The 24,874-nt window shown below is 53.5% G+C and carries 23 protein-coding genes, 1 pseudogene and 1 other annotated feature; of the genes and pseudogenes, 2 read left to right on the top strand and 22 right to left on the bottom strand.

All coding sequences use genetic code 11. The annotated features are described in order from the left end of the window. Positions 1 to 75: 75 nt before the first annotated feature. From holA to SBI19_RS21780, 6 genes are all read right to left on the bottom strand, one after another. On the bottom strand, positions 76 to 1,119 hold the full coding sequence (gene holA / locus SBI19_RS21805; RefSeq protein ID WP_317971631.1) for a DNA polymerase III subunit delta: 1,044 nt from the start codon (positions 1,117 to 1,119) through the stop codon (positions 76 to 78). 304 nt (positions 1,120 to 1,423) lie between these two features. After that, complete coding sequence (locus tag SBI19_RS21800; protein WP_317971630.1) at positions 1,424 to 2,539, bottom strand: anti-sigma factor family protein; 1,116 nt, start codon at positions 2,537 to 2,539, stop codon at positions 1,424 to 1,426. Next, entirely contained in the window at positions 2,536 to 3,084 is a 549-nt protein-coding gene (locus SBI19_RS21795; RefSeq protein WP_317971629.1) for an RNA polymerase sigma factor, read from the bottom strand. Before SBI19_RS21795 ends, SBI19_RS21800 begins: the two co-directional genes overlap by 4 nt. 181 nt (positions 3,085 to 3,265) lie before the next feature. Then, positions 3,266 to 5,926 (bottom strand): DNA internalization-related competence protein ComEC/Rec2, encoded by a 2,661-nt coding sequence (locus tag SBI19_RS21790; protein ID WP_317971628.1) that lies wholly within the window; start codon positions 5,924 to 5,926, stop codon positions 3,266 to 3,268. A 99-nt stretch (positions 5,927 to 6,025) separates the two neighbouring features. Then, positions 6,026 to 6,562, bottom strand: a complete 537-nt coding sequence (locus SBI19_RS21785; protein ID WP_317971627.1) for a deoxycytidylate deaminase — start codon at positions 6,560 to 6,562, stop codon at positions 6,026 to 6,028. Positions 6,563 to 6,676: 114 nt separating this feature from the next. Continuing rightward, positions 6,677 to 7,273 (bottom strand): ComEA family DNA-binding protein, encoded by a 597-nt coding sequence (locus SBI19_RS21780; RefSeq protein WP_317971626.1) that lies wholly within the window; start codon positions 7,271 to 7,273, stop codon positions 6,677 to 6,679. 149 nt (positions 7,274 to 7,422) lie between these two features. On the opposite strand from SBI19_RS21780, the gene comER reads away from it, so the two are divergent. Beyond that, on the top strand, positions 7,423 to 8,262 hold the full coding sequence (comER, locus tag SBI19_RS21775; protein WP_317971625.1) for a late competence protein ComER: 840 nt from the start codon (positions 7,423 to 7,425) through the stop codon (positions 8,260 to 8,262). 53 nt (positions 8,263 to 8,315) lie between these two features. Here the strand turns inward: comER and leuS are convergent, their stop codons facing one another. Then, on the bottom strand, positions 8,316 to 10,757 hold the full coding sequence (gene leuS / locus SBI19_RS21770; protein ID WP_317971624.1) for a leucine--tRNA ligase: 2,442 nt from the start codon (positions 10,755 to 10,757) through the stop codon (positions 8,316 to 8,318). A gap of 64 nt (positions 10,758 to 10,821) precedes the next feature. Continuing rightward, positions 10,822 to 11,056, bottom strand: a binding site (T-box leader). 243 nt (positions 11,057 to 11,299) lie between these two features. On the opposite strand from leuS, the gene SBI19_RS21765 reads away from it, so the two are divergent. After that, positions 11,300 to 11,590 carry a hypothetical protein gene (locus SBI19_RS21765; RefSeq protein ID WP_317971623.1) on the top strand — a complete coding sequence of 97 codons (291 nt, stop codon included), beginning with the start codon at positions 11,300 to 11,302 and terminating at the stop codon, positions 11,588 to 11,590. Positions 11,591 to 11,746: 156 nt separating this feature from the next. On the opposite strand, the pseudogene SBI19_RS21760 reads toward SBI19_RS21765, so the two are convergent. The 15 genes and pseudogenes from SBI19_RS21760 to spoVAC form a co-directional block, all read right to left on the bottom strand. Further along, positions 11,747 to 12,537: pseudogene (locus tag SBI19_RS21760) on the bottom strand (class I SAM-dependent DNA methyltransferase). Further along, the gene (locus SBI19_RS21755; protein WP_317971622.1) at positions 12,537 to 13,457 is read right to left on the bottom strand and encodes a CvfB family protein; all 921 of its coding nucleotides are present in this window, start codon (positions 13,455 to 13,457) and stop codon (positions 12,537 to 12,539) included. The pseudogene SBI19_RS21760 and the gene SBI19_RS21755 overlap by 1 nt, the downstream one beginning before the upstream one ends. After that, positions 13,454 to 13,801, bottom strand: a complete 348-nt coding sequence (gene rsfS, locus SBI19_RS21750; protein WP_317971621.1) for a ribosome silencing factor — start codon at positions 13,799 to 13,801, stop codon at positions 13,454 to 13,456. Before rsfS ends, SBI19_RS21755 begins: the two co-directional genes overlap by 4 nt. Next, positions 13,802 to 14,374, bottom strand: coding sequence for a bis(5'-nucleosyl)-tetraphosphatase (symmetrical) YqeK (yqeK, locus tag SBI19_RS21745; RefSeq protein WP_317971620.1), 573 nt, complete (start codon positions 14,372 to 14,374; stop codon positions 13,802 to 13,804). Continuing rightward, the gene (nadD, locus tag SBI19_RS21740) at positions 14,352 to 14,936 is read right to left on the bottom strand and encodes a nicotinate-nucleotide adenylyltransferase (protein ID WP_317971619.1); all 585 of its coding nucleotides are present in this window, start codon (positions 14,934 to 14,936) and stop codon (positions 14,352 to 14,354) included. The genes yqeK and nadD overlap by 23 nt, the downstream gene beginning before the upstream one ends. A 21-nt stretch (positions 14,937 to 14,957) precedes the next feature. After that, positions 14,958 to 15,251: a ribosome assembly RNA-binding protein YhbY gene (yhbY, locus tag SBI19_RS21735; protein ID WP_110045632.1), complete on the bottom strand. Its 294-nt coding sequence runs from the start codon at positions 15,249 to 15,251 to the stop codon at positions 14,958 to 14,960. Between the two features lie 46 nt (positions 15,252 to 15,297). Then, on the bottom strand, positions 15,298 to 16,182 hold the full coding sequence (gene aroE / locus SBI19_RS21730) for a shikimate dehydrogenase (RefSeq protein ID WP_317971618.1): 885 nt from the start codon (positions 16,180 to 16,182) through the stop codon (positions 15,298 to 15,300). Between the two features lie 44 nt (positions 16,183 to 16,226). Continuing rightward, complete coding sequence (yqeH, locus tag SBI19_RS21725; RefSeq protein ID WP_317971617.1) at positions 16,227 to 17,354, bottom strand: ribosome biogenesis GTPase YqeH; 1,128 nt, start codon at positions 17,352 to 17,354, stop codon at positions 16,227 to 16,229. Then, positions 17,351 to 17,875, bottom strand: a complete 525-nt coding sequence (locus SBI19_RS21720; protein WP_317971616.1) for a YqeG family HAD IIIA-type phosphatase — start codon at positions 17,873 to 17,875, stop codon at positions 17,351 to 17,353. The genes yqeH and SBI19_RS21720 overlap by 4 nt, the downstream gene beginning before the upstream one ends. Before the next feature lie 123 nt (positions 17,876 to 17,998). Next, positions 17,999 to 20,302, bottom strand: coding sequence for a DUF4129 domain-containing transglutaminase family protein (locus SBI19_RS21715; RefSeq protein ID WP_317971615.1), 2,304 nt, complete (start codon positions 20,300 to 20,302; stop codon positions 17,999 to 18,001). Continuing rightward, positions 20,299 to 21,549: a DUF58 domain-containing protein gene (locus SBI19_RS21710; protein ID WP_317971614.1), complete on the bottom strand. Its 1,251-nt coding sequence runs from the start codon at positions 21,547 to 21,549 to the stop codon at positions 20,299 to 20,301. The genes SBI19_RS21715 and SBI19_RS21710 overlap by 4 nt, the downstream gene beginning before the upstream one ends. Positions 21,550 to 21,551: 2 nt before the next feature. Further along, entirely contained in the window at positions 21,552 to 22,508 is a 957-nt protein-coding gene (locus SBI19_RS21705; protein ID WP_317971613.1) for an AAA family ATPase, read from the bottom strand. A gap of 191 nt (positions 22,509 to 22,699) precedes the next feature. Further along, positions 22,700 to 23,050: a stage V sporulation protein AE gene (gene spoVAE, locus SBI19_RS21700; RefSeq protein WP_317971612.1), complete on the bottom strand. Its 351-nt coding sequence runs from the start codon at positions 23,048 to 23,050 to the stop codon at positions 22,700 to 22,702. Between the two features lie 2 nt (positions 23,051 to 23,052). Continuing rightward, a complete protein-coding gene (gene spoVAD / locus SBI19_RS21695) occupies positions 23,053 to 24,066 on the bottom strand; it encodes a stage V sporulation protein AD (RefSeq protein WP_317971611.1) in 1,014 nt (337 codons plus the stop codon). A gap of 1 nt (position 24,067) precedes the next feature. Next, a complete protein-coding gene (gene spoVAC, locus SBI19_RS21690) occupies positions 24,068 to 24,562 on the bottom strand; it encodes a stage V sporulation protein AC (protein WP_483312322.1) in 495 nt (164 codons plus the stop codon). Between the last annotated feature and the right edge of the window lie 312 nt (positions 24,563 to 24,874).

Genomic DNA, 24,874 nt, shown 5'->3' with positions numbered 1-24,874 from the left:
ATGACGTAGAACGAATTACCGCAGCTGACCGCAATAAAGAAGACTGCAAGCATAAGCTTGCAGTCTTCTTTATTGTTAGCTCCTGCTGTTCATTACGCCGAACGAAAGAAGGAACAGCTCGAGCCCCAGCGTCTTGTCTACTTGACCCGTCTTCATCCGGTAATCGAGCTCCGCCAGCTCGGACAGACTGTCTCCCAGCCGCTGTACCGACAATCGAGACGACTTCTCTGCAGCCAGCTTCACCCGGAATGGATGAATGCTAAGATGCGAAGCGATTTGCTGAGGCGAGTACTGTTGGCCTGACAGCTCCTTCACCTGAAGCATTAGACGAAGCTGCGACGCGAGAAGAGCAGCTATCTTAATCGGCTCTTCTCGCCGAAGCAGCAAATCTCGGTACAGACGCAGCGCCTTGTCTTTGTGCATGCTTGCAATGGCATCGATGAGCGAGAACACATCCTCTTCGACTGTCGAGACGGTCAGCAGTTCAACGCTCGTGACATCAATCGTCCCGCCTTCACCTGCATACAAACACAGCTTGTCCGTTTCTTGTGCGAGCTGCTGCAGCCGAGTTCCCGTTCGCGTGACGAGCAGCTCCGCTGCATCCTCTTTCATCGTACGGCCTTGTTCCGCAGCTCTGCGCACGACCCATCTACGCAGCTCCGGCCCATCCAGCTCATTGAAGCTGACGAGCGCTCCCTGCTCCTTCAGCCGCTTAACAAGCTTACGGCGCTCGTCAAGCTTGTCCGCATACACCATGAACAGTACAACCGTCGATTCCAGCGGCTGTTCGATATACTCCAGCATCCGTTCGGCACGATGCTCGATCTTGCCTTCCTTTGCTCCCGCGCCTGCAGCAGCCAGTACCGAAGCATCCCGAATAATGATGAGCTTCTTGTCGACGAAGAAAGGCAGCGTCTCCGCTTCAGCAGCAGCTTCCTCTATAGCAGACTCCGATGTATCGAACTTGACGATGCCAAGCTCCCGCTCTTCTTTGTTAAATAACTTGTCCGCCAGCTGCGCAGCGAATTGTTCCATCCGATAGCGGTCGCTGCCATAAGCGGCATAGACGGGACGGATTTTCCCGCTCTTCAGTTCCTTCAAAGCTTCTGTTGTTTCCATTGGCGCCTCCCCCTGATGAACATGAGAAAACCTCTACCGTTGCCGCGTTAAGAGGTGATGTTACCGCCAATAAGAATTCACTTGTTCCTGAAGACGATGGAAACGCACAAATTCTTACGAGCTCAACAAAGGGATGGAGCATTGATCTCCATCCCTCTGTCCCTGAACATCTATATAAACATCAGCCGTGCAGGTCCATGGCACCTGCCGCGGCGATGGTCATACGACGTCAAGGTAACGTCGCTGACGCCTTCTATATAATATACGCAAGGCCATCAGCAAGTGTGCCGATTCATCTGTTGTTTTATTGCTTCTTAACCGACCAGTCTTTCGTATCGACCTTGTATTGCGTCGTCGTTCCTTCTTGATCCTTCACGATGAAGAACAACGATACGCTGTCATCCGACCATGTCAGGCCGCTGATCTCGCCCGTCATCTTCCCGCTGTCGAGAAGCACCGTTCCTTCTTGAGCGGCGTAAACAAATACCGCCTGATCGACAACTGCTGCCGATAGGGTGCCGCTTGGCGAAACCAATACATTCGAGATATCCGCTTCCTTCGAAGCACCCGTACTCGTAATGGCCATCGGTTCACCATACTGGTCCTTCGCAATCAGTGCAGGTGCATCTTTCTTATTCAATGCTTCCTCGCCAGCCGTTCCAGCCGCCCCCGAAGTCTCAGTCGCAGTGCTTGCAGCATTGGCGTTCACATCCTGCTTCGGCGGTGCAACCTCATAATCGTTCGTTACGCTCGGATCAGCCGGAAGGTCCGTATAAGGCGACTGTACGGTGAACGTATTGGCATCAGCAGCGTCCGAACCATCATCCGATCCCCCGGTCACGCTGCGGCCATTATCCTTATTGACGCCTTTGGTCGATACCTCTGGCGACTGGATGTGAACATTCTTCTCAAAGGCGGAATCCGCTGCAGCCTCGGTCGAGCTCGCGCTGGTGTCGGCAGTTGCCGTACTCATCTCCGCAGACTTCAGTTCGGCTGAGTCATCGGACTTCGAAGGTGTAATCGGATTTGCCAATACGAGCACTAGACCGACGACGATACCAGCTGTTACAACGCCGCCGATTGCCGTCCATGATACGTTCCGCAGCCATCCGCCCTCGCGTTTTCTAGACGTTCTTCGGCTCGTTACGCCGGATTCAGCAGGCTGATCCGGTTCGGCAACAGCCGCGCTAATCTCTGGGACAAGCTGATCAAGCTGAGGCATAATGGCGTCAACCAGACTGAAGGCAGGCACAACCTTCGGCAAGCTTTCTAGTTCAAGAGACAATCGCTTTAGCCGTTCGAACGTATCCGCGCAGTCGGAGCAATGCCGTATATGTGCGAATAGCACTTCAGCTTCATGATCTTCGAGATCATGATCCAGCTGCCTCTGCATATAAGCCATCACCTCTTGACAATTCATCCGCGGACACCTCCTTGTTGATATTCGTGAAGTAGCGACTGCAGCTGTTGTCTCGCTCTAAATAGATAGGATTTGACTGTGTTGAGTGGCAAATTGAGTGAATCTGCAATCTCATTGTATGAAAAATCCTGCAGGTAGCGTAAAACGACAACAGCGCGATGATGCGACGGAAGCATCTCAATCGCCTGTCGTATATCTTGCGCAGTAAAAGTCGACAGCACTTCGTCTTCTACGTTCGACTTCTCTTGGAACACAAGATCATGCTCCTCGACTGAGACCGTCGGCTTGCTCCGTCTAAACTTATCGATACATATGTTCGTTACAATCCGCTGAATCCACGTTTTGAATTGAGCTTTCTCTTCGTATGAATTGATTTTGGTATAAATGCGGATCAGTGCTTCTTGCGCGGCGTCCATCGCGTCCTGCTCATTATTTAATATATAATAGGCCGTCCGATACACATGGGTTTCAATCTCGCGCAACAAGGTGATGAGAGCGTCGCGATCGCCCGATTGAGCCGCTCTGATGAGACTAGGCTCCACCAATGAAGGTTCCCCCTCTCATACAACCTTATCGACGTCTTAACGGTTCCAAAGGTTGCACGCTTCCTAAAATTATATTAAAGAAATCGCATTGAATTAAGTTGGCCCTATGACTTAACTACCAAACTAACTTTTAGAATAACAGAAAATGAGGTCGCCGTACATAGTAAGGGTTTACAGTATCTTACAGCCCGGATTTCCACTTATATTGACTCCAACGAATCGACATCCTTCCATCGGGCTTCACCGCAAAATCTATCTCCCCATCCCGATCGGTTCGCCATATCGCGACACCTTCCTCCGCCAATCGCTCCAGCGTCTCCGCATTCGGGTGACGATACAAATTATTGTAACCTACCGAAATAATGGCATAAGACGGATGCCAGTAAGACAACCACTCCGACGATGTGGATCCCCTACTCCCATGATGCGCGACCTTCAAGACATCGAGACAACCCCCACCACTATTACGTGTCAGTGCTGTCCAGGCTTGATTCGAATCCTCATCTGCGGCTGCGCACGCGTTCGAGCTCTTGAAACGATCAAGCAGCGCCCGCTCGGACGCCACGCCAATATCTCCTGTGAGCAGAAAAGTTCTACCATACAACGTGAGCATCATCGTTACACTGCTTTCGTTCTGGTCCTCGACCTCGCGCAGCGGCTCTACTGAAGATTCAGGCCATAGGACATCAAGCGAAGCGCTCTTATCCGGCTGCCATCGCATTCCTGCGGTCGCCTCCAACATTGGAATACCTAGCTCTAGTGCGGTTTGCATTAGCTTAACCGCGTCATCCGATTTCTTCACCGTTCCATTCCACCAGATCGTTCGAACCGGAATCGATTCAAGCACCGCCTGCAGACCCCCGATATGATCCGAATCGAGATGCGTAATGACTAGCAAGTCAATGGCATGCACCCCGCGCTGCTTCAGCAGCGGAACAAGCACCTTGCGGCCAACCTCGAATGGATCCCGTCTTTCCTGCCACGCTTCTTTCTTGCTCCCGAAAGCGACCGTACCACCGCCGTCAACCAAGACATGCTTCCCGCTTCCGGTTCGAATGAGAAGCGAGTCACCTTGACCAATATCCAGACTGCTGAATTGCGCCGTACGATCGAATGCATCCGGCATCCAAGCCGATGCTAACAGAGCTGCAATTATCATTAGCGCTGCAGCAAAGGCTGCAATTGGCCGCCGCCCTCGCGAAGCCGCGAGCATATGATCGGTGCCAGTGAGCGGCATCGTAATCGCGTCGGCTGCAGCATTCACCAATGTTGGTTCCCTCTTCGTAATATCGTGACCCGACCAGCGTCCCGCAGCGTTGAAGCCGATCCCCAAAGCCGCGTACCAGAGCACAATCCACCAGATGGGAGGTTGTGCCCATATGGTCTGCCAGCCATGCAGCTCCGCCGTATATTGTACGAGCATGAAGGTGAGCCCGTTCATCGTCTGGCCTGCCGCAGCGAGCCAATGGCCGACTAATGGCCATATTGGACCGATCGCCAGTGACGCCGCTCCAACCGGCATCACAATGAAGCTGATGAAAGGCACAAAGATGAAATTAGCCGGAATCGACAGCGGATGCCATTGATTAAAGTAATAGATGGAAATCGGAAACGAAACAAGCTGCGCCACAAGCGTCACGACAACAAGGTCAAGCAGCGCTTTCCCCCTTCTCCAGCGCGGCAGCAGTGCCCGTACCGGAGAAACACCAACGATTAATCCTGCTGTAACGAGATAGGACAGTTGAAAACCGACATTGTGTATGTAAGAAGGATTCCATAACAACATAAGAATGGCCGATGCGGACAACAGATGCAGTCCATCCTTCAATCGATTCGCGTACGCAGCGAGCAAACCGATGACCGCCATCAAACCTGCACGGACAACAGATGGCGAAGCGCCCGATAAGAGGACGTAGAGCGGTGTAAGCGCGGCCATAATAAGCAAAGAGCGTTCCCTCGCCAATCGCGCCAAACGAAGCAGCGCATGCACGACATATAGAAAAATCGCAACATGAAGTCCCGATATCGCTAATATATGCGTTAGACCGAGCGCTGAAAACTGCCTGAACACATCCGGATTCAGATCGTCGCTGCTGCCAAGCACAAGCCCTTTCATATAACCTGCTTGATCATCGGTGTACAGCTCTTCCATTCTGTCGCCAAGCCAGTCTCGTATCTCATCTATTCGGCCAAGGAATGCAGCCGCGGTATAGGGAGAACCTGGCGCTACAACAGCTGAGTCCGCCCCTTTCGCTCGAAGCAGCCAATAAATGTGATTCGTCGACTCCAAATAAGCGCGATAATTAAAGCCGCCCGCATTCGATGGACCTGCCGGACGCTGCAGCTCGCCATTCACATGAATATGCTCACCACGCCGCCATGTATAGGCATATTGCTGTTCTTCTTCGGTCAGCAGCTTCAATTGAACCTGCATCACTTCGTTCATTACCCGTGGAGAGGATTGTTTATTCAGCTGAATCGACGAGGCATGAAGCTGAAATTGCACACTGTCTCCGTCCACCGAAACGGCAGATACGATCGTACCTTCAACCTCCACATCGAACGTCACCGGCGGATAGCCGCTCTCCGCTTCTGACAACAGATCGGACAATCCAGTCGCACCTCGATGATCCGACCACGATGCCCATAAACCGCCTGCACAGAAAACGACGAAACACAGCAGCGCTGCACGGTTCGTTGATTCCTTCAACATGACGGCTGCCGCGAGCATTAACGCCAGCCCAACGCCACACAGTCCTATAATCGCTGCCGATTGATTAATTACTGCGATACCGAGTGCCCAGCATATGGCCAGCCATACAATCAGACGCCGATTGATCACGTGCCAGCTCCCCTTTCACGCAAATGGGCATAAAAACAAAAAAACTCCCGCACTTCCCCTATTAAAGGGAGGCACGAGAGGTTCTTCCTCTGCTGCTTTTTATGAAACGACCGCGCGGGATGTTTTCTCAGGCGGTTCATATTGGTCAATGGTTCGGAAGATAATGCCTTTGCTCCGCATCAACGTCTCTACCTTCTCGCTGTCTTTTGGATAAGGCCGGTGGAATACAATCTCGCGGATGCCGCTGTTCGCCAGCATATTCGCGCAAGTCCAGCACGGCTGATCGGTTACATAGACGGTGGAACCTTCTCGGTCGTTTCGATCGGTGAACAACAGCAAATTTTGCTCTGCATGGATCGTCCGAATGCAGCGCTCTTTCTTGACCATCTTCTCCACGCCATCGACAGTATCCACTGCATATTCCTCGACAATCATACAGCCGGCTTCCAAACAGTCTTCTACGCCCATCGGAGCGCCATTGTAGGCCGTGCCAAGCAGCTTCTTGCCTTGCACGAGAACTGCGCCTACATGCCGTCGGTTGCAGCGAGATCTCGTTGCTACCATATAAGCAATATCCATAAAATACGTATCCCAGTCTTTACGGGATGCATCATTGTGAACTTGAGCTTGTGTCATTCGAATCTCTTCCTTTCGCTGCAGCCTCGCTCTCCCTAGGAGCCGATGTAACTGATGATACGCGCTTCGCCGACCAGGATGGCGACAGGCGTTTCACCTTGTATTGTCGCATATTTATGGAAGAGCGACAACCGAAGCGCGCAGCTTCTCGATCATCTTCAACCCGATTCCTTTCACGCGGTCCAGATCGTCAACACTTCGGAAAGGTCCATTCGCCTCCCGATCCGCGACGATGGCTGCCGCCTTCGCCGGCCCGATGCCTGGCAGTTCGTCCAACTGCTGTGCGGTTGCATGATTAATGTCGATGCGTCCATCCGTGGATGCCACCGCGCTGTCCGCTCCAACTGCATCGGAAGTTGATTGAACCGTTTCAATTGAGCTCGAATTCGCTGAAGCTTGCGTCTCAGTCACTGGTTCGATGTTGGCAATCGCTTGGGGTGCAGTTGTTGAGGTTGGCGAAGGGGCAGTTTTCGCAGATTGTTGCACAGAAGCCGCATCGCCAGACGAAGCCTTCGATTCTGAAGATGCATTCGATACTGACTCATCGCTTAACAATGCGTTCAGATTGTCATTCAACGGCTGCCAGCTGTCCTCGGTCCCATGCTGCATCCGAAATACGCCGTACCCTGCAAGCAGCGCTCCTAGACATCCGATTATAATGGCAAGTCGCAGCCGATTCGAGCTGTGAGACGATTGTGATCGCGCAAACATATCATTAGCCTCCGTTTCGTTTCTCCGTATCGTATGAACAGGTTACAAAATATCCGTCATGCTGGCCACGCTCTCCTGCATACTATAGTAAGAGCATGAAATGGGCTTGCCGCCTAACACATGATCACAGTTGCAAGGGAGGGGTACCGATGAATGTCGGGTTTATCGGCACAGGCAGCATGGGCAGCCTGCTCATCGGCGCATTCATCACATCGGGCGCGCTGAAGCCATCACAGATCGCGGCGAGCAATCGGACAATTGCCAAGGTCGAAAGCTTGGCTATTCAATATCCGGGCTTACGTGTTAAAAGTACAAACGCTGAAGCAGCGCTGGGACGAGACATCGTCTTCCTGTGCATCAAACCACATGAGTTCCATACCGTTCTCGCCGAAATTCGCGAGAGCCTCCGTCCGGACCAGCTCGTCGTATCGATTACGAGTCCTGTCATGCTCGCTCAGCTGGAAGACTGGCTGCCATGCAAAGCTGCCAAGGTCATCCCAAGCATCACGAACCATGTCGGCAGCGGGGCTACGCTCTGTATGTACGGCAGCCGTACGAACGACCACGACCGCGAGCGTCTCGAACAGCTTCTTCGCCATATTAGCGAACCGATTCGTATCGATGAGCAGTATACGCGGATTGTATCCGACCTATCGAGCTGCGGGCCAGCTTTCTTCGCCTTCTTCGTTCAACGCTTCGTAGAGGCAGCTGTCGAAGAAACCGGCATCAGCCATGAAGATGCACTTGCCGTAACGAGCGCGATGCTGTTAGGCACAGGCAGGCTGCTGACCGAAGGCGGGATGACGCCGGAGCAGATTCAAGAGCGTGTCGCTGTCCCGGGAGGGATTACAGCAAAGGCGCTGGAGCTGTTGAATCTTGACTGCGACGGCATGTTTAATCGCCTTATCCGTACGACCCACGCCAAGTACAAAGAAGATGCGAGCAAGGTTGCATCGTCCCTATACGGCGAAGAGGTGAACGGCCAGTAACACGCTATGCTTTAGCGTGACCGGCCGCTCACCTCTTCAAGAGCGGATTTCAATTAGTTGGCTACGATGTTTACGAGCTTGCCTTTAACGGCAATCACTTTGCGAATCGTCTTGCCTTCAATCGCTTGCTTCACTTTGTCGAGTTCCTTCGCCAGACGTTCCATTTCCTCTACGTCCGTATCAGCCGCAATGCTGAGACGCTCTGCGATTTTGCCGTTCACTTGGACGACGATTTCGACCTCTTGGTCGACGGTCCAAGCTTCCTCGTAAGCTGGCCATGCCACATATGTGATGGACTCCGAGTGACCCAGCTTCTCCCACAGCTCTTCTGCGATGTGCGGTGCCAGCGGAGACAGCATTTGTGCAAAATGCTCCATCGCTTGACGCGGCAGCGATTCTGCTTTGTAAGCATCGTTGACGAAGATCATCAGCTGGCTGATCGCCGTGTTGAAGCGCAGCGCTTCGAAGTCCTCCGTCACCTTCTTGATCGTACGGTGCCACGTCCGTTTGAACGCATCGGTTCCGTCCCCATCCGTTACTTTGGCGCTCAATGTGCCATCCTCGCTGACGAACAATCGCCATACGCGGCTCAAGAAGCGGTACATGCCTTCTACGCCGCTTGTGTTCCACGGCTTCGTCGCTTCCAGCGGTCCCATGAACATTTCGTACATGCGCAGCGTGTCGCCGCCGAATTCGTTGACGATAACGTCCGGATTAATGACATTGCCGCGCGACTTGGACATTTTCTCGTTGTTCGTGCCGAGAATCATGCCCTGGTTGACCAGCTTGTAGAACGGCTCCTTCGTATCGACTACGCCGATATCATACAGCACCTTGTGCCAGAAGCGCGCATACAGCAAGTGAAGTACAGCGTGCTCAGCACCGCCGATGTACAGGTCGACCGGCAGCCATTCGCGCTGCTTCTCCTTCGAGCAAATCTCCTCGCTGTTGTGCGGATCGATGAAGCGCAGATAATACCAGCAGCTGCCCGCCCATTGCGGCATCGTGTTCGTCTCGCGGCGAGCTTTCATGCCCGTCTCTGGATCGATCGTCTCGACCCACTCCGTTACGTTCGCCAGTGGAGATTCGCCCGTACCCGACGGCTTGATCGCATCGACATCAGGCAGCAGCAGCGGCAGCTCCGATTCCGGAACCGGCTTCATCGTGCCGTCTTCGAGATGCAGAATCGGGATTGGCTCGCCCCAGTAGCGCTGACGGCTGAACAGCCAGTCTCTCAGGCGGTATGTCGTTTTGCCTTTACCTTTACCCTCTTGCTCCAGATGAGCGATCATCTTCGCGATTGCTTCTTCATTGCCCAATCCGTTCAAGAAGCCCGAGTTCACATGCTCGCCTTCGCCCGTATAAGCTTCCGCTTGCACGTCTCCGCCTTGGATAACCTCGAGGATATTCAGGTTGAACTGCTTCGCGAATTCCCAGTCGCGCGTATCGTGGCCTGGTACAGCCATAATTGCGCCAGTGCCGTAGCCAGCCAATACGTAATCAGCGATCCAGATTGGCAGCTTCTCGCCATTTACGGGGTTAACCGCATAAGCGCCCGTGAATACGCCTGTTTTCTCCTTCGCAAGGTCCGTACGCTCGAGATCGCTCTTACGTGCAGCTACCTCTTGGTAAGCCTCTACAGCCGCCTTCTGCTCAGCCGTCGTAATCTGTGCGACGAGCTCATGCTCTGGCGCCAGTACGCAGTACGTTGCGCCGAACAACGTGTCAGGACGCGTCGTGAATACGACCAGCGACTCGCTGCTGCCGTCAATCGCGAACGTTACTTCCGCACCTGTCGACTTGCCGATCCAGTTGCGCTGCATTTCTTTAATGCTTTCCGTCCAATCCAGCTCTTCGAGATCCTCGAGCAGACGTTCAGCGTATTCCGTAATTTTCAGTACCCACTGACGCATCGGCTTGCGGACGACCGGATGGCCGCCGCGCTCGCTCTTGCCGTCTATAACTTCTTCGTTCGCAAGAACGGTTCCGAGCGCTTCGCACCAGTTGACTGGCACTTCGGCTACATATGCAAGTCCTTTATTGTACAGTTGGATGAAAATCCACTGCGTCCATTTGTAATAGTCCGGATCCGTCGTGCTGAATTCGCGATCCCAATCGTACGAGAAACCAAGGGATTTGATCTGACGGCGGAAGTTGTTGATATTCTTGACCGTAATTTCACGAGGATGCTCGCCCGTATCGAGTGCGTGCTGCTCCGCAGGAAGGCCGAACGCATCCCAGCCCATTGGATGAAGCACGTTATAACCGCGCATCCGTTTGTAACGGGAAACGATATCCGTTGCCGTGTAACCTTCCGGGTGACCGACGTGGAGGCCGGCGCCTGAAGGATAAGGGAACATATCCAGCGCATAAAACTTCGGTTTATTCGGTTCTTCTTGAGTAGCAAACGTCTTGTTCGCATCCCAATAACGCTGCCACTTCGGCTCAATGACAAGCGGGTTATAGCCCTGCTGATTCTGATTGTCTTGACTCATAACGAAACTTCTCCCTTCGAAACTATCATGCATGCACAAAAAACCTCTCGCCCCAGCGTATAACGCTAGGGACGAGAGGTTGTTATTCCCGTGGTACCACCCTAGTTAGCGCGGACGTGCTTCGTCCAATCGCTCACTCAATGCCCATAACGCGGGCGATTCGTCACTATGTAACAGGAAGCCCTGCTCCATCGTGCGGCTCCGAGGCGAGATTCTTCACACGTTCGCACCGGCTTGCACCTACCGCCGGCTCTCTGCAGCGTACGACTGCGAATACTGCTCCTCATCAAGGCCTTACATATATAAAAAGATTATAGGAGAAGCCGCAGATGATGTCAACCAATGCAATGATACACCGTCGCACTTCCGCACTTATAGGTGCCGCATGAATAAAAAAGACCCATTTGCGGCAAACTGTTACGTATGACCGTTCATCATGTGAAGCCGATTATCCCACAAAAAAATCAGCTGAATGATTGACAGCAGCTATAATATCAAGCTATTCTATCGTGTAGACCTTATATAGACAGGTGGTATGTGAAATGTCATTCAATCCGGTTATTATCGACATTGCGGACTCCGGGGATTACAACAACAAAGAAAAGATCTACCAGCTCATCGTAACGCTCGATGACAAATCGCGCACCCGCTTCTTCCTGAAGAAGGATCCGGAATGGCAGTTGGTCGACGTCGCTCGCTTATTGAACATTCCGTGCCCTGTATGCCGCAAAGATTACTACTGCAGCTGTATGAAACGTCATCTGCCTAGACTCGAAGAGCAGTTCAAGGCGAAGATTGACAGCTACGCAGACCGCCTCAAATTTATTGGATAAGAATGAAGTAACGAATGCGACAAGCCCCGGCATCATTGAAGCGTCTCTTCCGTTCGGAAGATCGACGACTCAGGGATGCTGGGGCTTTTTGCTATAAAACGCGCTGAGCCATATACGGCGCAGCGCGTTTTATTTGCGGTGAAAAATATAAGTCCGTTACTTCTTATAAGCCGCGAAGAATAGACGTTCTGCTTCCTTAGGAGCCTCACCTGATAGCGGCTTGGTGCTGAAGTCCGCATAACGCTCCACTCGCGCGAATCCAACGCGCAGCAGCGAAGATACGAGCCAGTTCGTATCGTACGCCCGCTCTACATGTGTTCTTCGATGCGAACGAACCGACCGGACGGGTCCTGCGCGTCGCGTGCGAAGATCGTAAGCGAATGCTCGATCTCGTCCAGCGTTGGATCGAGCTCGCATGTCCATATGTACGCCACATCCCGCTCATCAAGCGTGAAAGGCTGCTGCTCGGCATAACGCTGCAGCTGTGACGGCGGAAGCACATCGAATAAGAATACACCGCCAGAGCGCAGTCCTTGGAACGTCGCGCGGAATGCCGCCTCCACGTCTTCTTCCTCGGTTAAATAGTTCAAACAATCGCAGAACGAGATAACCGTGTCCACCTGCTCCGGCAGCTCCCACTCCCGCATATCCTGCTGCAGCCAGCGGATCGAACCGCTGCCAAGGCCTCCAGCGCGCTGCGGCGCTTCATCCCATTTGCCGCGGCCAATCGTCAGCATATCCGCCGACAGATCGATCGCATAGACGTGAAAGCCCGACTTGGCTAGCGGAATCGATAAATTGCCCGTTCCACAGCCGAGATCGACGACCGAACGCGGCATTTCCACGTCCAGTGACCAGATCGTTCTCGCGAAGCGAAGCCAGTCTGCATATGGCATATTCTCCATAAGCCGATCGTAGACGGCAGCAAACTGTCGGTAAGACGCCATCATTGCGCCGGTCCTTTCGCCTCATCGGCTGCGCTGTCTGCGGAAGGCTTCGCAATGAGCTTCGTCCAGTTGCCTTCCTGCTCGACCAAACCTTCGCGCATCAGCTTGCCCAATGCACGCTTGAATGCGGATTTGCTAATGCCGAACCGCTGCTTCACCAGATCTGCCGGCGTCTCGTCCGAATAAGGCATTGCGCCGTTCGGGCGTTCCTTCAGGAAGGCAAGCACTCGGTCCGCATCCTCCAGCATTCCGACTTCCTTCCGTTCAACGAGCGACAGATTGACGCGTCCATCCTCACGAACGAACGTCACGCGAGCCTTCACGCGTTCACCTAGTCGGAGCGTCCGGTTGCGCTCGGAAGCCGGAATCATGCCGAATGCGCCGAATCCCAGCACGCCGCCGTCCAACAGGACGAACGAGCCCATCTGCAGCGTCTTCGTGACCCAGCCTTCGATCCAGCGGTTACGCCAGTCCGATGGCGCACGGAACACTTTGGTCATGAAGTCATCTTCGCCTGCAAGCTTAGCAATGAGCCGGCCCTGCTTATCGTTGTGCAGCACAACGAATACTTCGTCGCCAATGATCGGACGGAAGTCCTTATTCTCTGGAAGCTCCGAGAGCGGCAGCAGCAGCTGACGGCCAAGGCCGATCTCGAGGAAGCAGCCGAGCCGCGGATGAATATCCGCTACGCGAAGTCTTGCCATTTCGCCCAATGTAATGAGCGGCTTGCGCATCGTCGCCGAAATACGGTCATCCGTATCATAATAGATGAACACTTCAACGTCATCGCCCGGCTTTATTTTCTGACCAACGATCTCACTGTAATGGAGCAGCACATCCTGCGTCCCATCCGTTACGAAGAAGCCGTAGGGCGACACTTCACGTGCCACCCGCAGTCGAACAATCGTACCGGCGATCATGCGAACTCCACAACTTTCGCATCGGACCAGAGACGCTCGAGATTGTAGTAGTCGCGCTCGTCGCGATGAAAGACGTGGACAACAACATCGCCAAGGTCAATCAATACCCAGCGAGCCGAGTCCATGCCTTCGATGCCGCGCACGCGCACGCCAATCATCTCAGCCTGTTTGCGAATTTCGTTAGCAATCGCCTGAACCTGAACATCCGAGTTACCGGAGCAGATGACGAAATAGTCGGCTACGAGCGAAATTTCCTTCAAATTAAGAGCAACGATGCGCGTCGCCTTTTTCTCTTCCGCGGCAGCAACGGTTACTTCTAGCAATCGATCAGCATTTACTGTCATTCATTCAGCCTCCAATACTTGTCTTACCATATCATTACGCGCCAGCACGGTCAGCGGGAAGATTCGTTTACCCTTCTCGATAAGAAAAGTTATCGTACCATCGAATCCAGTGAGCAACGCCTTCTCCACACTATGCTCGGCTTCACTTCGAATTTTATTCACGCCAGGAAAATCGCGGCTTGGTTCCATATAATCGGCCAGGCAGACGATCTTCTCCAGCAGCGTCATTCCAACCCGGCCCGATGTATGATAACGAATGGCATCCAGCACCTCGGGATCGGTTACACCGTAATCCCGCTCCGCGATGAACGCGCCGACAGGGGCATGCCACAACTCTTTGTCGTAGTCGAGCAACTCTTCAGGGAGCTTCTCTTCACGTATAATGTTCTCCATCCGCGCAGTCGGCCAATACTTGGCGACGTCGTGCAGAATGGCTGCAAGCTCGGCACGGTCAGGATCAACCCCGAACCGCTTCGCCAGTTCAACCGACGTCGCCATCACGCCCTGGACATGCAGCCAGCGACGCTCAGGCATCTCGGCCTTAACGGATTCAATCATCGCTTCGCGGTCCATACAGCCCCTCCTTCGTAATTTCCGAATAGACCGGCTCCGTCACCATATAACGAATCGATCGGCCGTCCTTACGCCGGCGCCTGATATCAGTGGAAGAGATGCCCATCGGCGGCATCTCGATGACCGTAACACGGCACCGAAGCTGCTCAGGCAGCCGTTCCAAGTCGATCGGTTCGCCGGGGCGTTCGACTCCAATGAACCGAACTAGCGCTGCCAATTCATCGATGCGGTGCCACTTCGGCAAATCATGAATGCGGTCCGATCCGATTATATACGCGAATGTACAGTCCGGCTCTCGTTCCATCAGCTCCGTGATCGTATCGTAGGAGTAGCTGACGCCGCCGCGTTCCAATTCAATCGTATGCGCCTTGAATCGCGGTTCGCTTGCTATCGCTAACCGAACGAGGCGCAGACGCTTCTCCGCGTCTACGCCCTGTGCGCCTTCCTTCAGCGGCGGCACATTCGTCGGAATAAACCATACCTCGTCCAGCTGGCACACATCAATTGCCGTCTCTGCCGCCAACAGGTGACCGATATGAATCGGATCGAATGTACCACCCATGATGCCGATTAGCTTCATCGATTAACGAGGGAGCTCGATCGTCTTGTGATCGCGCGACTCTTTGTAGAGAACAATCGTTTTGCCGATTACTTGAACCAATTCGCAGCCTGCGCCTGCAGCCAACTCTGCGCCAACCTCGCGAGGGTCCTCCGAGCTATTGTTCAGCACGTTTACCTTAATAAGCTCACGAACTTCGATCGCTTCTTCGATATGGCGAACGAGTTGATCGTTCATGCCGCCCTTGCCGATTTGAAAAATCGGAGTCAAATGATGCGCCATCGAGCGCAAATATCGTTTCTGTTTGCCTGTCAACATGTGTTGTCCCTCTTTCCTCTTACCGTTACTCTTGCCATTAGTCGTTCTACTGCTGCAGTGCTTCCAGCACCGTCTCGCGCATCGCTGCCGCGGGGGCCGGCTGCCCTGTCCAATATTCGAATGCATACGCGCCTTGATAAATAAACATACCCAGTCCGCCGTGAATCCGGCAGCCTGCACGTTCTGCATCCATGAGAAACTTCGTCTTCATCGGATTATAAATAATATCGCTCGCTACCGCTCCCGGACGCAGCCAAGCGGCATCGATCGGCGATTCGTCCACATGCGGGAACATGCCGGTCGAAGTTGTATTAATAATAATATCAGCATTCGCGCAGGCGCGCTCCAGTTGATCGTTGCCGACGCCAACAACCGATGTCACGCCGTTCATCGATGCAGCGAGCTCGATTGCACGCTGTTCCGTCCGATTCGCAATCGTGATGGATGCCGGCGCTTCCTTCGATAAGGCATACACGATTCCACGTGCTGCACCGCCCGCGCCAAGCACCACAATGTGCTTGCCGACAAGCTGAGCTTCTGCCTCTTCCTTAAGCGAACGCACGTATCCGATGCCATCCGTATTATAGCCCGTTAACACGCCATCGTTATTCACGATCGTGTTTACCGCACCAATCGCTGCCGCAGACTCGTCGATGTGATCTAGATACTGCATAACATCAAGCTTATGCGGAATCGTCACGTTAACGCCGCGAATGCCCATTGCGCGAACGCCCGCGATGAAATCGCCCAGCTTGTCAGCTGTAATATGAAAAGCTGTATATACGCCATTAACACCGGTCTCGCGGAATGCTCGGTTCATCATAATCGGCGACTTGGAATGTCGGATCGGATCGCCGATGACGCCGAACAGAACCGTATGGCTGTCTATACGCTGAATCGCGTCTGCCGTACTTTGTGCTGCTGCAGTCATTCGAGCCACTCTCCCATGTGTTCGAACGCAACGCGGATGATCGATTAGATCAACGCGCGGCGCACGTGAACTTTTATGCCTTTCGGTGCGTAGACGTCTACCACCGCTCCTGCCGTACTGTTCGCACGCATCCAGCCGAGGCCCGATACGAACACATCATATTCGCCGCCGCGCGGAATACGGAGCGAATGGCGCGTCCAAGCCGGCAGCTCATCCAGCTCATCGACGGATGGCGGAGACAGCAGCTTGCCTTTGTGGTTGGCATACAGCTCGTCGGCACGCTCAAGCTTCGTCCGGTGCACATCCAATCCGTTCGACAGATACAGCGTAAACGACTGATGATCGCCCGATACAAAATCAAACCGTGCGAGCGCGCCAACGAACATCGATTGGCCTTCATCCAGCTGGTAAACGAGCGGTTTGATCGGCTTGTCCGGCGTAATCGCCTGCAGCACGCTGCGCGGAACAACTTCCGTCATCCGATGGTTATAGACGATGCCCGGCGTATCAATGATCGCTTTGCCGTCATCGAGCGGAATGTGGACGGCATCAAGCGTCGTGCCTGGATAACGGGACGTCGTCAACTCCGCATCCAGATCGCTGTAATCGTGAATAATCCGATTGATCAGCGTTGATTTGCCTACGTTCGTTGCGCCGACAACATAGACGTCGCGGCCACGGCGATAGTATTCGATGGCATCGACGACGCGATCGAAGCCAATGTTGCGTTTCGCACTGCACAGCACAACCTCAACGGTGCGGAGTCCCTGCTCCTTCGCCTGTTGCTGCACCCAATTGCGGAGGCGGTTATGATTGACCGCACGCGGCAGCAGATCGACTTTGTTCACGACGAGCAGCACCGGGTTGTTCCCGACAAAACGCTGCAAGCCCGAAATGACGCTGCCTTCGAAATCGAAAATATCGACGATGTGCACAACCAAGCTGTCCGTGCTGGCGATGCCGCCAAGCAGGCGCAGGAAATCATCTTGATCGATTGCGATCGACGACGCGTCATTATAATTCTTGATGCGGAAACAGCGCTGGCAAATAACTGGCGTCCGCTCCATAGCCGATGCCGGAATATACCCCGCTTTTTCCTTATTTGCCGATTGCAGCTTGACGCCGCAGCCGGCACAACCTGTGTCCTTACCCGGTTGTTCTGTTACTGTCACTTCGCTTCCTCCTCATACCATAGACCCTTTTTGCGCAGGCTTCTCAGCGCGATTCGTTCCATCAGTCGATTGACGCGGGTCATCACGCCTTCATCCTTTGGTGCGATCGGCAGAACGAGAATCGTGTACAGTCCCAATCGGTTGCCGCCGAGTACGTCCGTCATCATCTGGTCGCCAATGACAGCAGTCTGATCTTCTCTCAAGCCGAGAATTTCAAATGCTCTGCGGAACGCTTTATTGCTAGGCTTCCGAGCGAGCGGAACGTATGGAATGCCGAGCGGATCGGCAAAACGCGACACGCGCACATTATTATTATTGGAAACGATGACAATCTTGAAGCCATGCTTGTGCAGCTTGTCCAGCCATTCGATCAATCGTGGCGTGGCATGCGGTTCCTTGGCTCCGACCAGCGTATTGTCAAGATCGGTAATAATGCCTTTGATTCCGCGGCTTGCAAGCGCTTCGATGTCAAGATCGTATACAGAATTAAGGCGTAAATTCGGCAACAGCCGTTCAAACATAGTTTCGACTCCCCTGAAATGACCTGCTTGCTATACAACGAAAACTATACCATAATAGCCGAAAATGTTGCAAAAAAATACCGCACGGCGCCGAAATGGCGCCATGCGGTTCATCATCTTCCGCTACATACGATCCCGAATTGAACGAACGATCGAGAGAAAGCGGTCAACCTCCGCCTGTTCGTAGACGGTTGTGCCGTATTTGGCCCTTTCGAAGCAGTCGGCAACCGTCTTCAGGTCAGAGCGCAAATAGGTTCGTTCCTTCGACCATCTCTCCGATGCTTCTCGCACCGTTTCCCACTCTTCCCTTTGCAAGCCTTTGCGTCTTGCATAACGAACAAGCCGGTTCGTCTCGGCAACGATTCGCTCGTTGCCATTGCTTGCCCGATATCGAATCCGAGCATAGGAATCTGCCAGCTGCTGGCGACGGAACCAAACATAGATCAGTAACGCAGCAAGCAGTAAGACAGCAAACCACATGAAGGTGCGCGGCGAGAAGAACGAGCTGTTCGATTCAACGACCGGCGCATCCGTCATATCCGACATGTCGACCTCCGGAACGGTAACTTCCTGCTCGTCTTCAATCGGATAAGGGAATTGGAAGCCTGGCGTCGGTTCGAATGGAATCCAGCCGAAGCCGTCAAAATAAATTTCTACCCAAGAATGCGCATCGGCGTTGCGAACCGTATAGGTCCCTTCGCCATTCGGATTGCGTGTTGCTTCATCCGGTACAAAACCTTGATTGCGCATCTCGTCCTCATTGTACGGCAGAGTGCCTGGCGCATAGCCTTTGACCCAGCGAACGGGCAGACCCACTGTACGTCCCAATACAGCCATAGCGGTTGAGAAATAATCACAATAGCCTTCTTTTACTTCGAATAAGAAGGAATCAACAAAGTCAGGGCTAGTGCGCAGCGATGTATCCGGCTCGTTCGTGTAAGCGAAGTTATCCTTCAAGTACGTCTGAATACGCAACGCCTTCTCGTAATCATTGGTTGAACCGGCCGTAATCTGCTGCGCCAGCTTTCCGACGCGGCTCGTCACCGTCTTCGGCAAGTCATAATATTGCTGATGCTCCGCCTTTCGAGAATCGGATGTCCCCCAGCCAGCCGCAGTCTGGCTCAACGCCGCGTTATTCAACACTGGAAGCTCGGATACGACGGAATACGTCGTCGGATAAGGGTTTTGGCTGCCGCCATTAAACCAACGAAGCTCCCAACCTTCCGGATTCCAGCTCAGATCGGTCGGAATGCTGCCTGTCTTGTCATCACCAACCCAGCGAAGCTGCTTGGCAGGCGCTGCCGCGAACAATACCGGATACGAATCTTCGCGAAGCATCGTGAACGACTGTGTAATTTCGATCGTCTTCGCCTTGCTGCGATCCTCATTAATCGGCAACTGCTCATTCTGCTTTAATCCCACGATCTGATTGCCGGTATCTTCCGACTCGGCCCAACCGTTGCCTGTATAATCCGATCGAGTTTCCCCGCGCCAATAGCTGCGGTGAGAAGTGCTCACAGACATAACAGGCGAATAATCGAATTTGAATCCGCCGCCAAGCTCAAGATCATTCCGGCTGTAGCCCGAACTTGTATCCCCAGAATTGAAGTCTCCTACGCTTCCGAGCACCGGAAGATTATCCGTATACGAGCCAATGACCTTCTTGCCATGCGACTCCGCCCACATCGTGTAAGGATCCTTCATAATAGGCGCGATGCTTGGCGTAAGAATACCGAGCACCATAATGAAAGCAATAATAAAGACAACCGGAAGAAAGAAGCTGATTGGGTACTCCAGCAGCTCTGACCAACTGCTCGGATGCTCGCGCTGAAACCGATTAAAGTGATCGGCAACGAGCCACGCCAGCGATGCGAATATCGCCCATGCCGTCTCATCCCATAAATAAATCATCGTATAGGAATCGGCGATCATAAGCGAGAGCAGACTTGCAGCAGCGAAGATAATGATCCGTCTTCGCTTGGACGCCCACAGCGAGAAGAATAAGGTCAACCCCCAGGCTAATGCCGCCAGCTGAATAAATGGGCTTAGCTGAGACGCATTATCTGCAATCCATGACCACAAATTCGACAGCGACTTCATGTTCTGAAGCTCAACATAATGAAAGCCGGCCGTACGCCCCGAAGCGATGAGCAAGACGATTGCCTGCAGCATCATTCGGTATGGCAGACGCCATGGAATGATCCATTCCAACGCGACGGTGGATATGAGAACGAATCGTATGCAGCTGAACGTTTCTTCCCACCAATAACCTTCGAATACGTGCGTCAACTGCCAGACGATAATCGCTGTCATAAGCGTTGAGATTCGTCTGTACCAGCTGTCACGCAATCCGGCACCCAGCCGGGCCAATATCGAGGTTGAGCGGCTAGCCGGTCGGACTGGGCCGACTGTTCTTGCCATTGTCATGAAGCGCCGCCCCCTTCCAGCACGGATGGAAGCTCTTGCAGCTGCCTTACGCTGAGCGCAGTCCAGCCTTTGGCACGGAGCGACTGCAGCCAAGCTGTCTTAATCAGTCTGCCGAACCTCGCGTCAGACTCATCGACGCCGATATACGTCAATGATACGCCTTTGCGGGAAAGCCAGCTCATCGTGCGATACATATCCTCATTCGCAGCGCCCGAGATGATTACGACAAGCGTACCAGGCTCCCAGACCGGTTCAAGCTTCTGAATGGAGACAAATAGCGGCTGCGCAGCATCCGGCTCTACGACCGTAAGATGACGAATCATCTGCTCTCGCTGCTCGATGCCTGTCCGCGGAGGGAGTACCGTCGAGCGCTCACCAGGCGAGACGAGCCCCATTGCCGTCTCATGACGCGTGCCTAACTCGATAATCGAAGCTGTTACGGATACGGCAAGCTCGAACCGCTCTTGCTTCACGCCATACGCTTCGGAATGCCGATCAAGAATGACGATCGTTCGCGGCAGCGACTCACGCTCAAACGCTTTCGATTTCCATTCACCGGTCTTAGCGGTCGCATTCCAATGGACACGAGACAATTTATCACCATATAAATACTCCCTGACGCCGTTGATCTGCGTTGTTTCCTTCGCAGCACGCGGAGCGGAGGCGTGTGAATGCGGTCCTCGCATTCCTCGGCGAATACGGTACCAGTTACGCAGCGGCACCGCCTGCGGTACGACGCTGAATGTTCCGTTCGCTTCGAACGAACCGCTGTGCTCGAACAGGCCGAATACGTCACGCGTTGTACATTGGGTCGGAGCGAATTGATAAACGCCTCGTTTGAGAGGGGGCGTCGTATAGCTGACTTCTCCCGTGCGCTTCCAGTTCGGAACGAATGACGTCTCGAATGGAATGGATTGACCATCATGGCGAAGCAGCCTGTCCCGAACAAGAACATATGGCAGCGGATAGAAGCCTGGAACTCGAATCCCGAGCGATACTTCGACGCTCATGCCGCTGTGCATCGTCCCGTCGCCGCTGCTATTGTTCGCAACAACACGCGACCCTTGCACCAGCCGGATGCCCGACCATTGACCCAGAAAAAGATAAATAATAAGTACGTTCAGAATAACGAACAGCATCATCGGCGTTTTGCCGCCCTGGAACATGAAATACATAATATTGAACACATAAATGACCGCGACAAAAGCCCAGCGCCAGCGGTTGGACGAGCGATTGCTCCCGCGCATGATCATCGCTCCATACGGATCGGCACCTTCGTCTGTTGGAGGGCGTCCTGCACAATATCTTCAGACTTCAGGCCATTCATGCGTGCCTCTGCATGCAAAATAATCCGGTGCGGAAGCACGGTTTCCGCCATCCGTTTCACATCATCCGGCGTAACGAAGGTCCGCTCCCGCAGGAAAGCCGAAGCGCGGGATGCGCGCATCAGCGATACGGCTGCCCGCGGGCTCGCTCCGATGAGCGAAGCGCGATGGCTGCGGGTCGCCCGCACAATCGATACCGCGTACTCAGCAACGGCATTGTCCACATGCACTTCCGAAACAAGCTGCTGCAGTCGAACCAAATCTTCTATCTCAGCTACTTGCTCTATCCGATCCGAAGGATGGCTGCTGTCGCTCGCCATAATCATCCGATGCTCATCAGCAGCAGACGGATAGCCAAGTGACAGCTTCATCATGAAGCGATCCAGCTGAGCTTCCGGCAGCACGTAAGTGCCTTCGAACTCAATCGGGTTCTGCGTCGCGATCAGCAGGAATGGACGCGGCAGCTCATAGGTCTCGCCATCTACGGTTACATGGCCTTCCTCCATTGCCTCCAGCAGTGCAGACTGCGTCTTCGTTGTCGCACGGTTAATCTCGTCGGCAAGCAGCAGATGGCACATGATCGGACCTGCCCGGAACAAGAATGTTTCCTGTTTCGGATGATAAATCGATACGCCTGTAATATCAGTAGGAAGTAAGTCCGGATTACATTGAATACGTCGGAATTGACCGCCGATTGACTTCGCAAGCGCTTTCACAAGCTGCGTTTTGCCAGTTCCCGGCACGTCCTCCAACAGAATATGACCACCTGAAAGCACAGCTGTCAGCATGCGCTCAATTTCGTCTTGCTTTCCCAGGATACAGCTCTCTAAATTAGCACGAATCGCAGAGCACAATTGCAGATCTGACTGGCGCAGTTCCATCGTAACGTTCCTCCCGGTTTACAAGTTTGAGGTTGTTAGGCATAGGTAAAAATACATACAATCTTATCCTATTTTACTAGAAATATCGTGAAGCGTACATCTGTGAACACGCCAAAAAAAATTGGAGGATTCCACAGCGGAACCCTCCAAAATGTTTCGTATATCCCATCCATACCGTCGTGATGTTGTGCTCAGCCTTTCGGCCGAATAACAACGGACGCAAGGAAGGAGAAAATGATCGCAGCGGATATGCCGGCGCTCGTCAGCTTGAAAATGCCTGTAATGACACCAATCCAGCCATCTTCTCGAAGCGAGGTCAACGCGCCGTGCACGAGCGCATTGCCGAAGCTCGTAATCGGCACCGTTGCCCCCGCCCCGGCAAAGTCGACCAGCGGATCATACAACCCTATGCCGTCCAGCAACGCACCGGCGACGACCAATGTCGCCATCGTATGCGCTGGCGTTAATTTGAACACATCGAACATCAGCTGTCCAATGACACAGATTGCTCCGCCTACGAGAAATGCCCATAGAAATACCATGATCACACCCCCTTGGCGCTAATGGAAACCGCATGCGCAATGCAAGGGATCGATTCCCCTTGCTGGAAGGACAGCGGCGATAACAGTGCGCCTGTTGCTGCGACAAGAATACGTTTGATCTCGCCGCGATCAATTCTTTTGAGCAGATGACCGTAGGTAACGACGGCCGAACAACCGCAGCCGCTCCCCCCTGCTTGTACCTTCTGCTTGCTTATGTCAAAAACCATTAAGCCGCAGTCATTGAATACCGTATCGTTCATCGGCACACCGTCACGGAGCAGCAGCTCCTTCGCAATGGGGTGGCCGACCGAAGCAAGGTCGCCGGTCACGATAATATCGTAATCGGAAGGCGACCGGCCGGTATCGTTAAAATGTGCCGTAAGCGTATCAACAGCCGCCGGAGCCATGGCCGCCCCCATGTTGAAGGGATCGGTAATGCCAAGATCCATCACTTTGCCAATAGTAGCACACTCCACTATGGGTCCATTGCCAGTTGCAGCTAAGACGGCAGCCCCCGCACCGGTAACGGTATACTGCGCAGTCGGAGGCTTCTGCGAGCCATATTCGGTCGGATAGCGGAACTGCTTCTCCGCCGTGCAGTTATGGCTGACCGTACCTGCCATCGCATGTTGTGCATTGCCTGAATCGATTAGCTGCGCGGCGAGTGCCAGCGTCTCCATCGAAGTGGAGCAGGCGCCGAACATGCCGATATATGGCGCACCAAGCGAACGGGCAGCGAAGCTGTTGCTGATGATTTGGTTAAGCAAATCGCCGCCAATATAAAACTGGATATCGTCTTTTTTCAAGCCTGCGTGCTGTACAGCGAAGTCGGTTGCCTGCTCCAGCAGCAGCCGTTCGGCTTTCTCCCAGCTCTTCTGCTGCATGTCCAGTTCAGGGTGAATAAGATCGAAATCGGATGCAAGAGGTCCTTCGCCTTCGTCCGGTCCCACAACGGTCGCAGCCCCGATAATGACAGGCTTGTTCTCAAACCACCAGGTCTGCTTGCCCTTCAGCATATTAGTGATTCCCTCCTGTCCCGAAGATCAAGTGCCCGATCCCGACGAAAAAGGCTGCGACCGTTCCATAGACGATAACGGAGCCAGCCAGCTTGAACATGTTAGCGCCAACGCCAAGCACAAGCCCTTCGGAGCGGTGCTCAAGCGCCGCGGAGCACATCGAGTTCGCGAACCCGGTTACGGGCACTGCCGTACCGGCGCCCGCCCATTGCCCGATTTTGTCATAAATGCCTAGGGATGTGAGCACGACCGAAATGAAGATCAACGTGGCGACTGTTGGATTGCTCGCCGCTTTCTTATCCATCCCCGCCAAGTTAATGTAAAGCTCCTGAATAAACTGACCTAACACACAAATCAGGCCGCCAATAACGAATGCTTTGATGCAGTTAGTCAAAACGGAACGCGACGGCTCCCGCATTTTAGCGAAATCCTGATACTCCTTCGGGGACATGCTCATTTTCTTATAAGGGCGTCCGCCCGCGCTGCTCGTGGACAACTTGGTCATCTCCCTTGCGCCATAGTTGGTTTCATTATTTGTTAAAGCTCCCTCACTTATGCTCCGCGAGTGAATGTGACGAGTGGGGCATAAGTGAGGACAGGTAAATACTCTTTCATTCGCTTGGTGCTCCGACTCCGCAGGTGAATGTTCTTACGATCGCTGCAGCATGAACCGCTTCGCAGACAAATGTTCTTTCGAAAAGTAGTTGGTGTGAGCACACTCCGCCTCCGCAGGTGAATGTTCTTCCGATCGCTGATATGAACGAAACTTGTCAACCCTACGCTATAACTGGTGTTTCAGAATACAAAA

Origin of the sequence: Paenibacillus sp. CCS19, assembly GCF_033239625.1 — a bacterium.
Classification (GTDB): domain Bacteria; phylum Bacillota; class Bacilli; order Paenibacillales; family Paenibacillaceae; genus Paenibacillus_T.
The sequence above is the reverse complement of the archived record's forward strand: the minus strand, read 5'-3'. Positions and strand labels throughout refer to the sequence as shown.

Coding starts and splice junctions, on each gene's coding strand:
- holA (WP_317971631.1), bottom strand. CDS start 1,119: ATGGAAACAACAGAAGCTTTGAAGGAACTGAAGAGCGGGAAAATCCGT.
- SBI19_RS21800 (WP_317971630.1), bottom strand. CDS start 2,539: ATGAATTGTCAAGAGGTGATGGCTTATATGCAGAGGCAGCTGGATCAT.
- SBI19_RS21785 (WP_317971627.1), bottom strand. CDS start 6,562: ATGACACAAGCTCAAGTTCACAATGATGCATCCCGTAAAGACTGGGAT.
- SBI19_RS21780 (WP_317971626.1), bottom strand. CDS start 7,273: ATGTTTGCGCGATCACAATCGTCTCACAGCTCGAATCGGCTGCGACTT.
- comER (WP_317971625.1), top strand. CDS start 7,423: ATGAATGTCGGGTTTATCGGCACAGGCAGCATGGGCAGCCTGCTCATC.
- leuS (WP_317971624.1), bottom strand. CDS start 10,757: ATGAGTCAAGACAATCAGAATCAGCAGGGCTATAACCCGCTTGTCATT.
- SBI19_RS21765 (WP_317971623.1), top strand. CDS start 11,300: ATGTCATTCAATCCGGTTATTATCGACATTGCGGACTCCGGGGATTAC.
- SBI19_RS21755 (WP_317971622.1), bottom strand. CDS start 13,457: ATGATCGCCGGTACGATTGTTCGACTGCGGGTGGCACGTGAAGTGTCG.
- rsfS (WP_317971621.1), bottom strand. CDS start 13,801: ATGACAGTAAATGCTGATCGATTGCTAGAAGTAACCGTTGCTGCCGCG.
- yqeK (WP_317971620.1), bottom strand. CDS start 14,374: ATGGACCGCGAAGCGATGATTGAATCCGTTAAGGCCGAGATGCCTGAG.
- nadD (WP_317971619.1), bottom strand. CDS start 14,936: ATGGGTGGTACATTCGATCCGATTCATATCGGTCACCTGTTGGCGGCA.
- yhbY (WP_110045632.1), bottom strand. CDS start 15,251: ATGTTGACAGGCAAACAGAAACGATATTTGCGCTCGATGGCGCATCAT.
- aroE (WP_317971618.1), bottom strand. CDS start 16,182: ATGACTGCAGCAGCACAAAGTACGGCAGACGCGATTCAGCGTATAGAC.
- SBI19_RS21720 (WP_317971616.1), bottom strand. CDS start 17,875: ATGTTTGAACGGCTGTTGCCGAATTTACGCCTTAATTCTGTATACGAT.
- SBI19_RS21715 (WP_317971615.1), bottom strand. CDS start 20,302: ATGACAATGGCAAGAACAGTCGGCCCAGTCCGACCGGCTAGCCGCTCA.
- SBI19_RS21710 (WP_317971614.1), bottom strand. CDS start 21,549: ATGCGCGGGAGCAATCGCTCGTCCAACCGCTGGCGCTGGGCTTTTGTC.
- SBI19_RS21705 (WP_317971613.1), bottom strand. CDS start 22,508: ATGGAACTGCGCCAGTCAGATCTGCAATTGTGCTCTGCGATTCGTGCT.
- spoVAE (WP_317971612.1), bottom strand. CDS start 23,050: ATGGTATTTCTATGGGCATTTCTCGTAGGCGGAGCAATCTGTGTCATT.
- spoVAD (WP_317971611.1), bottom strand. CDS start 24,066: ATGCTGAAGGGCAAGCAGACCTGGTGGTTTGAGAACAAGCCTGTCATT.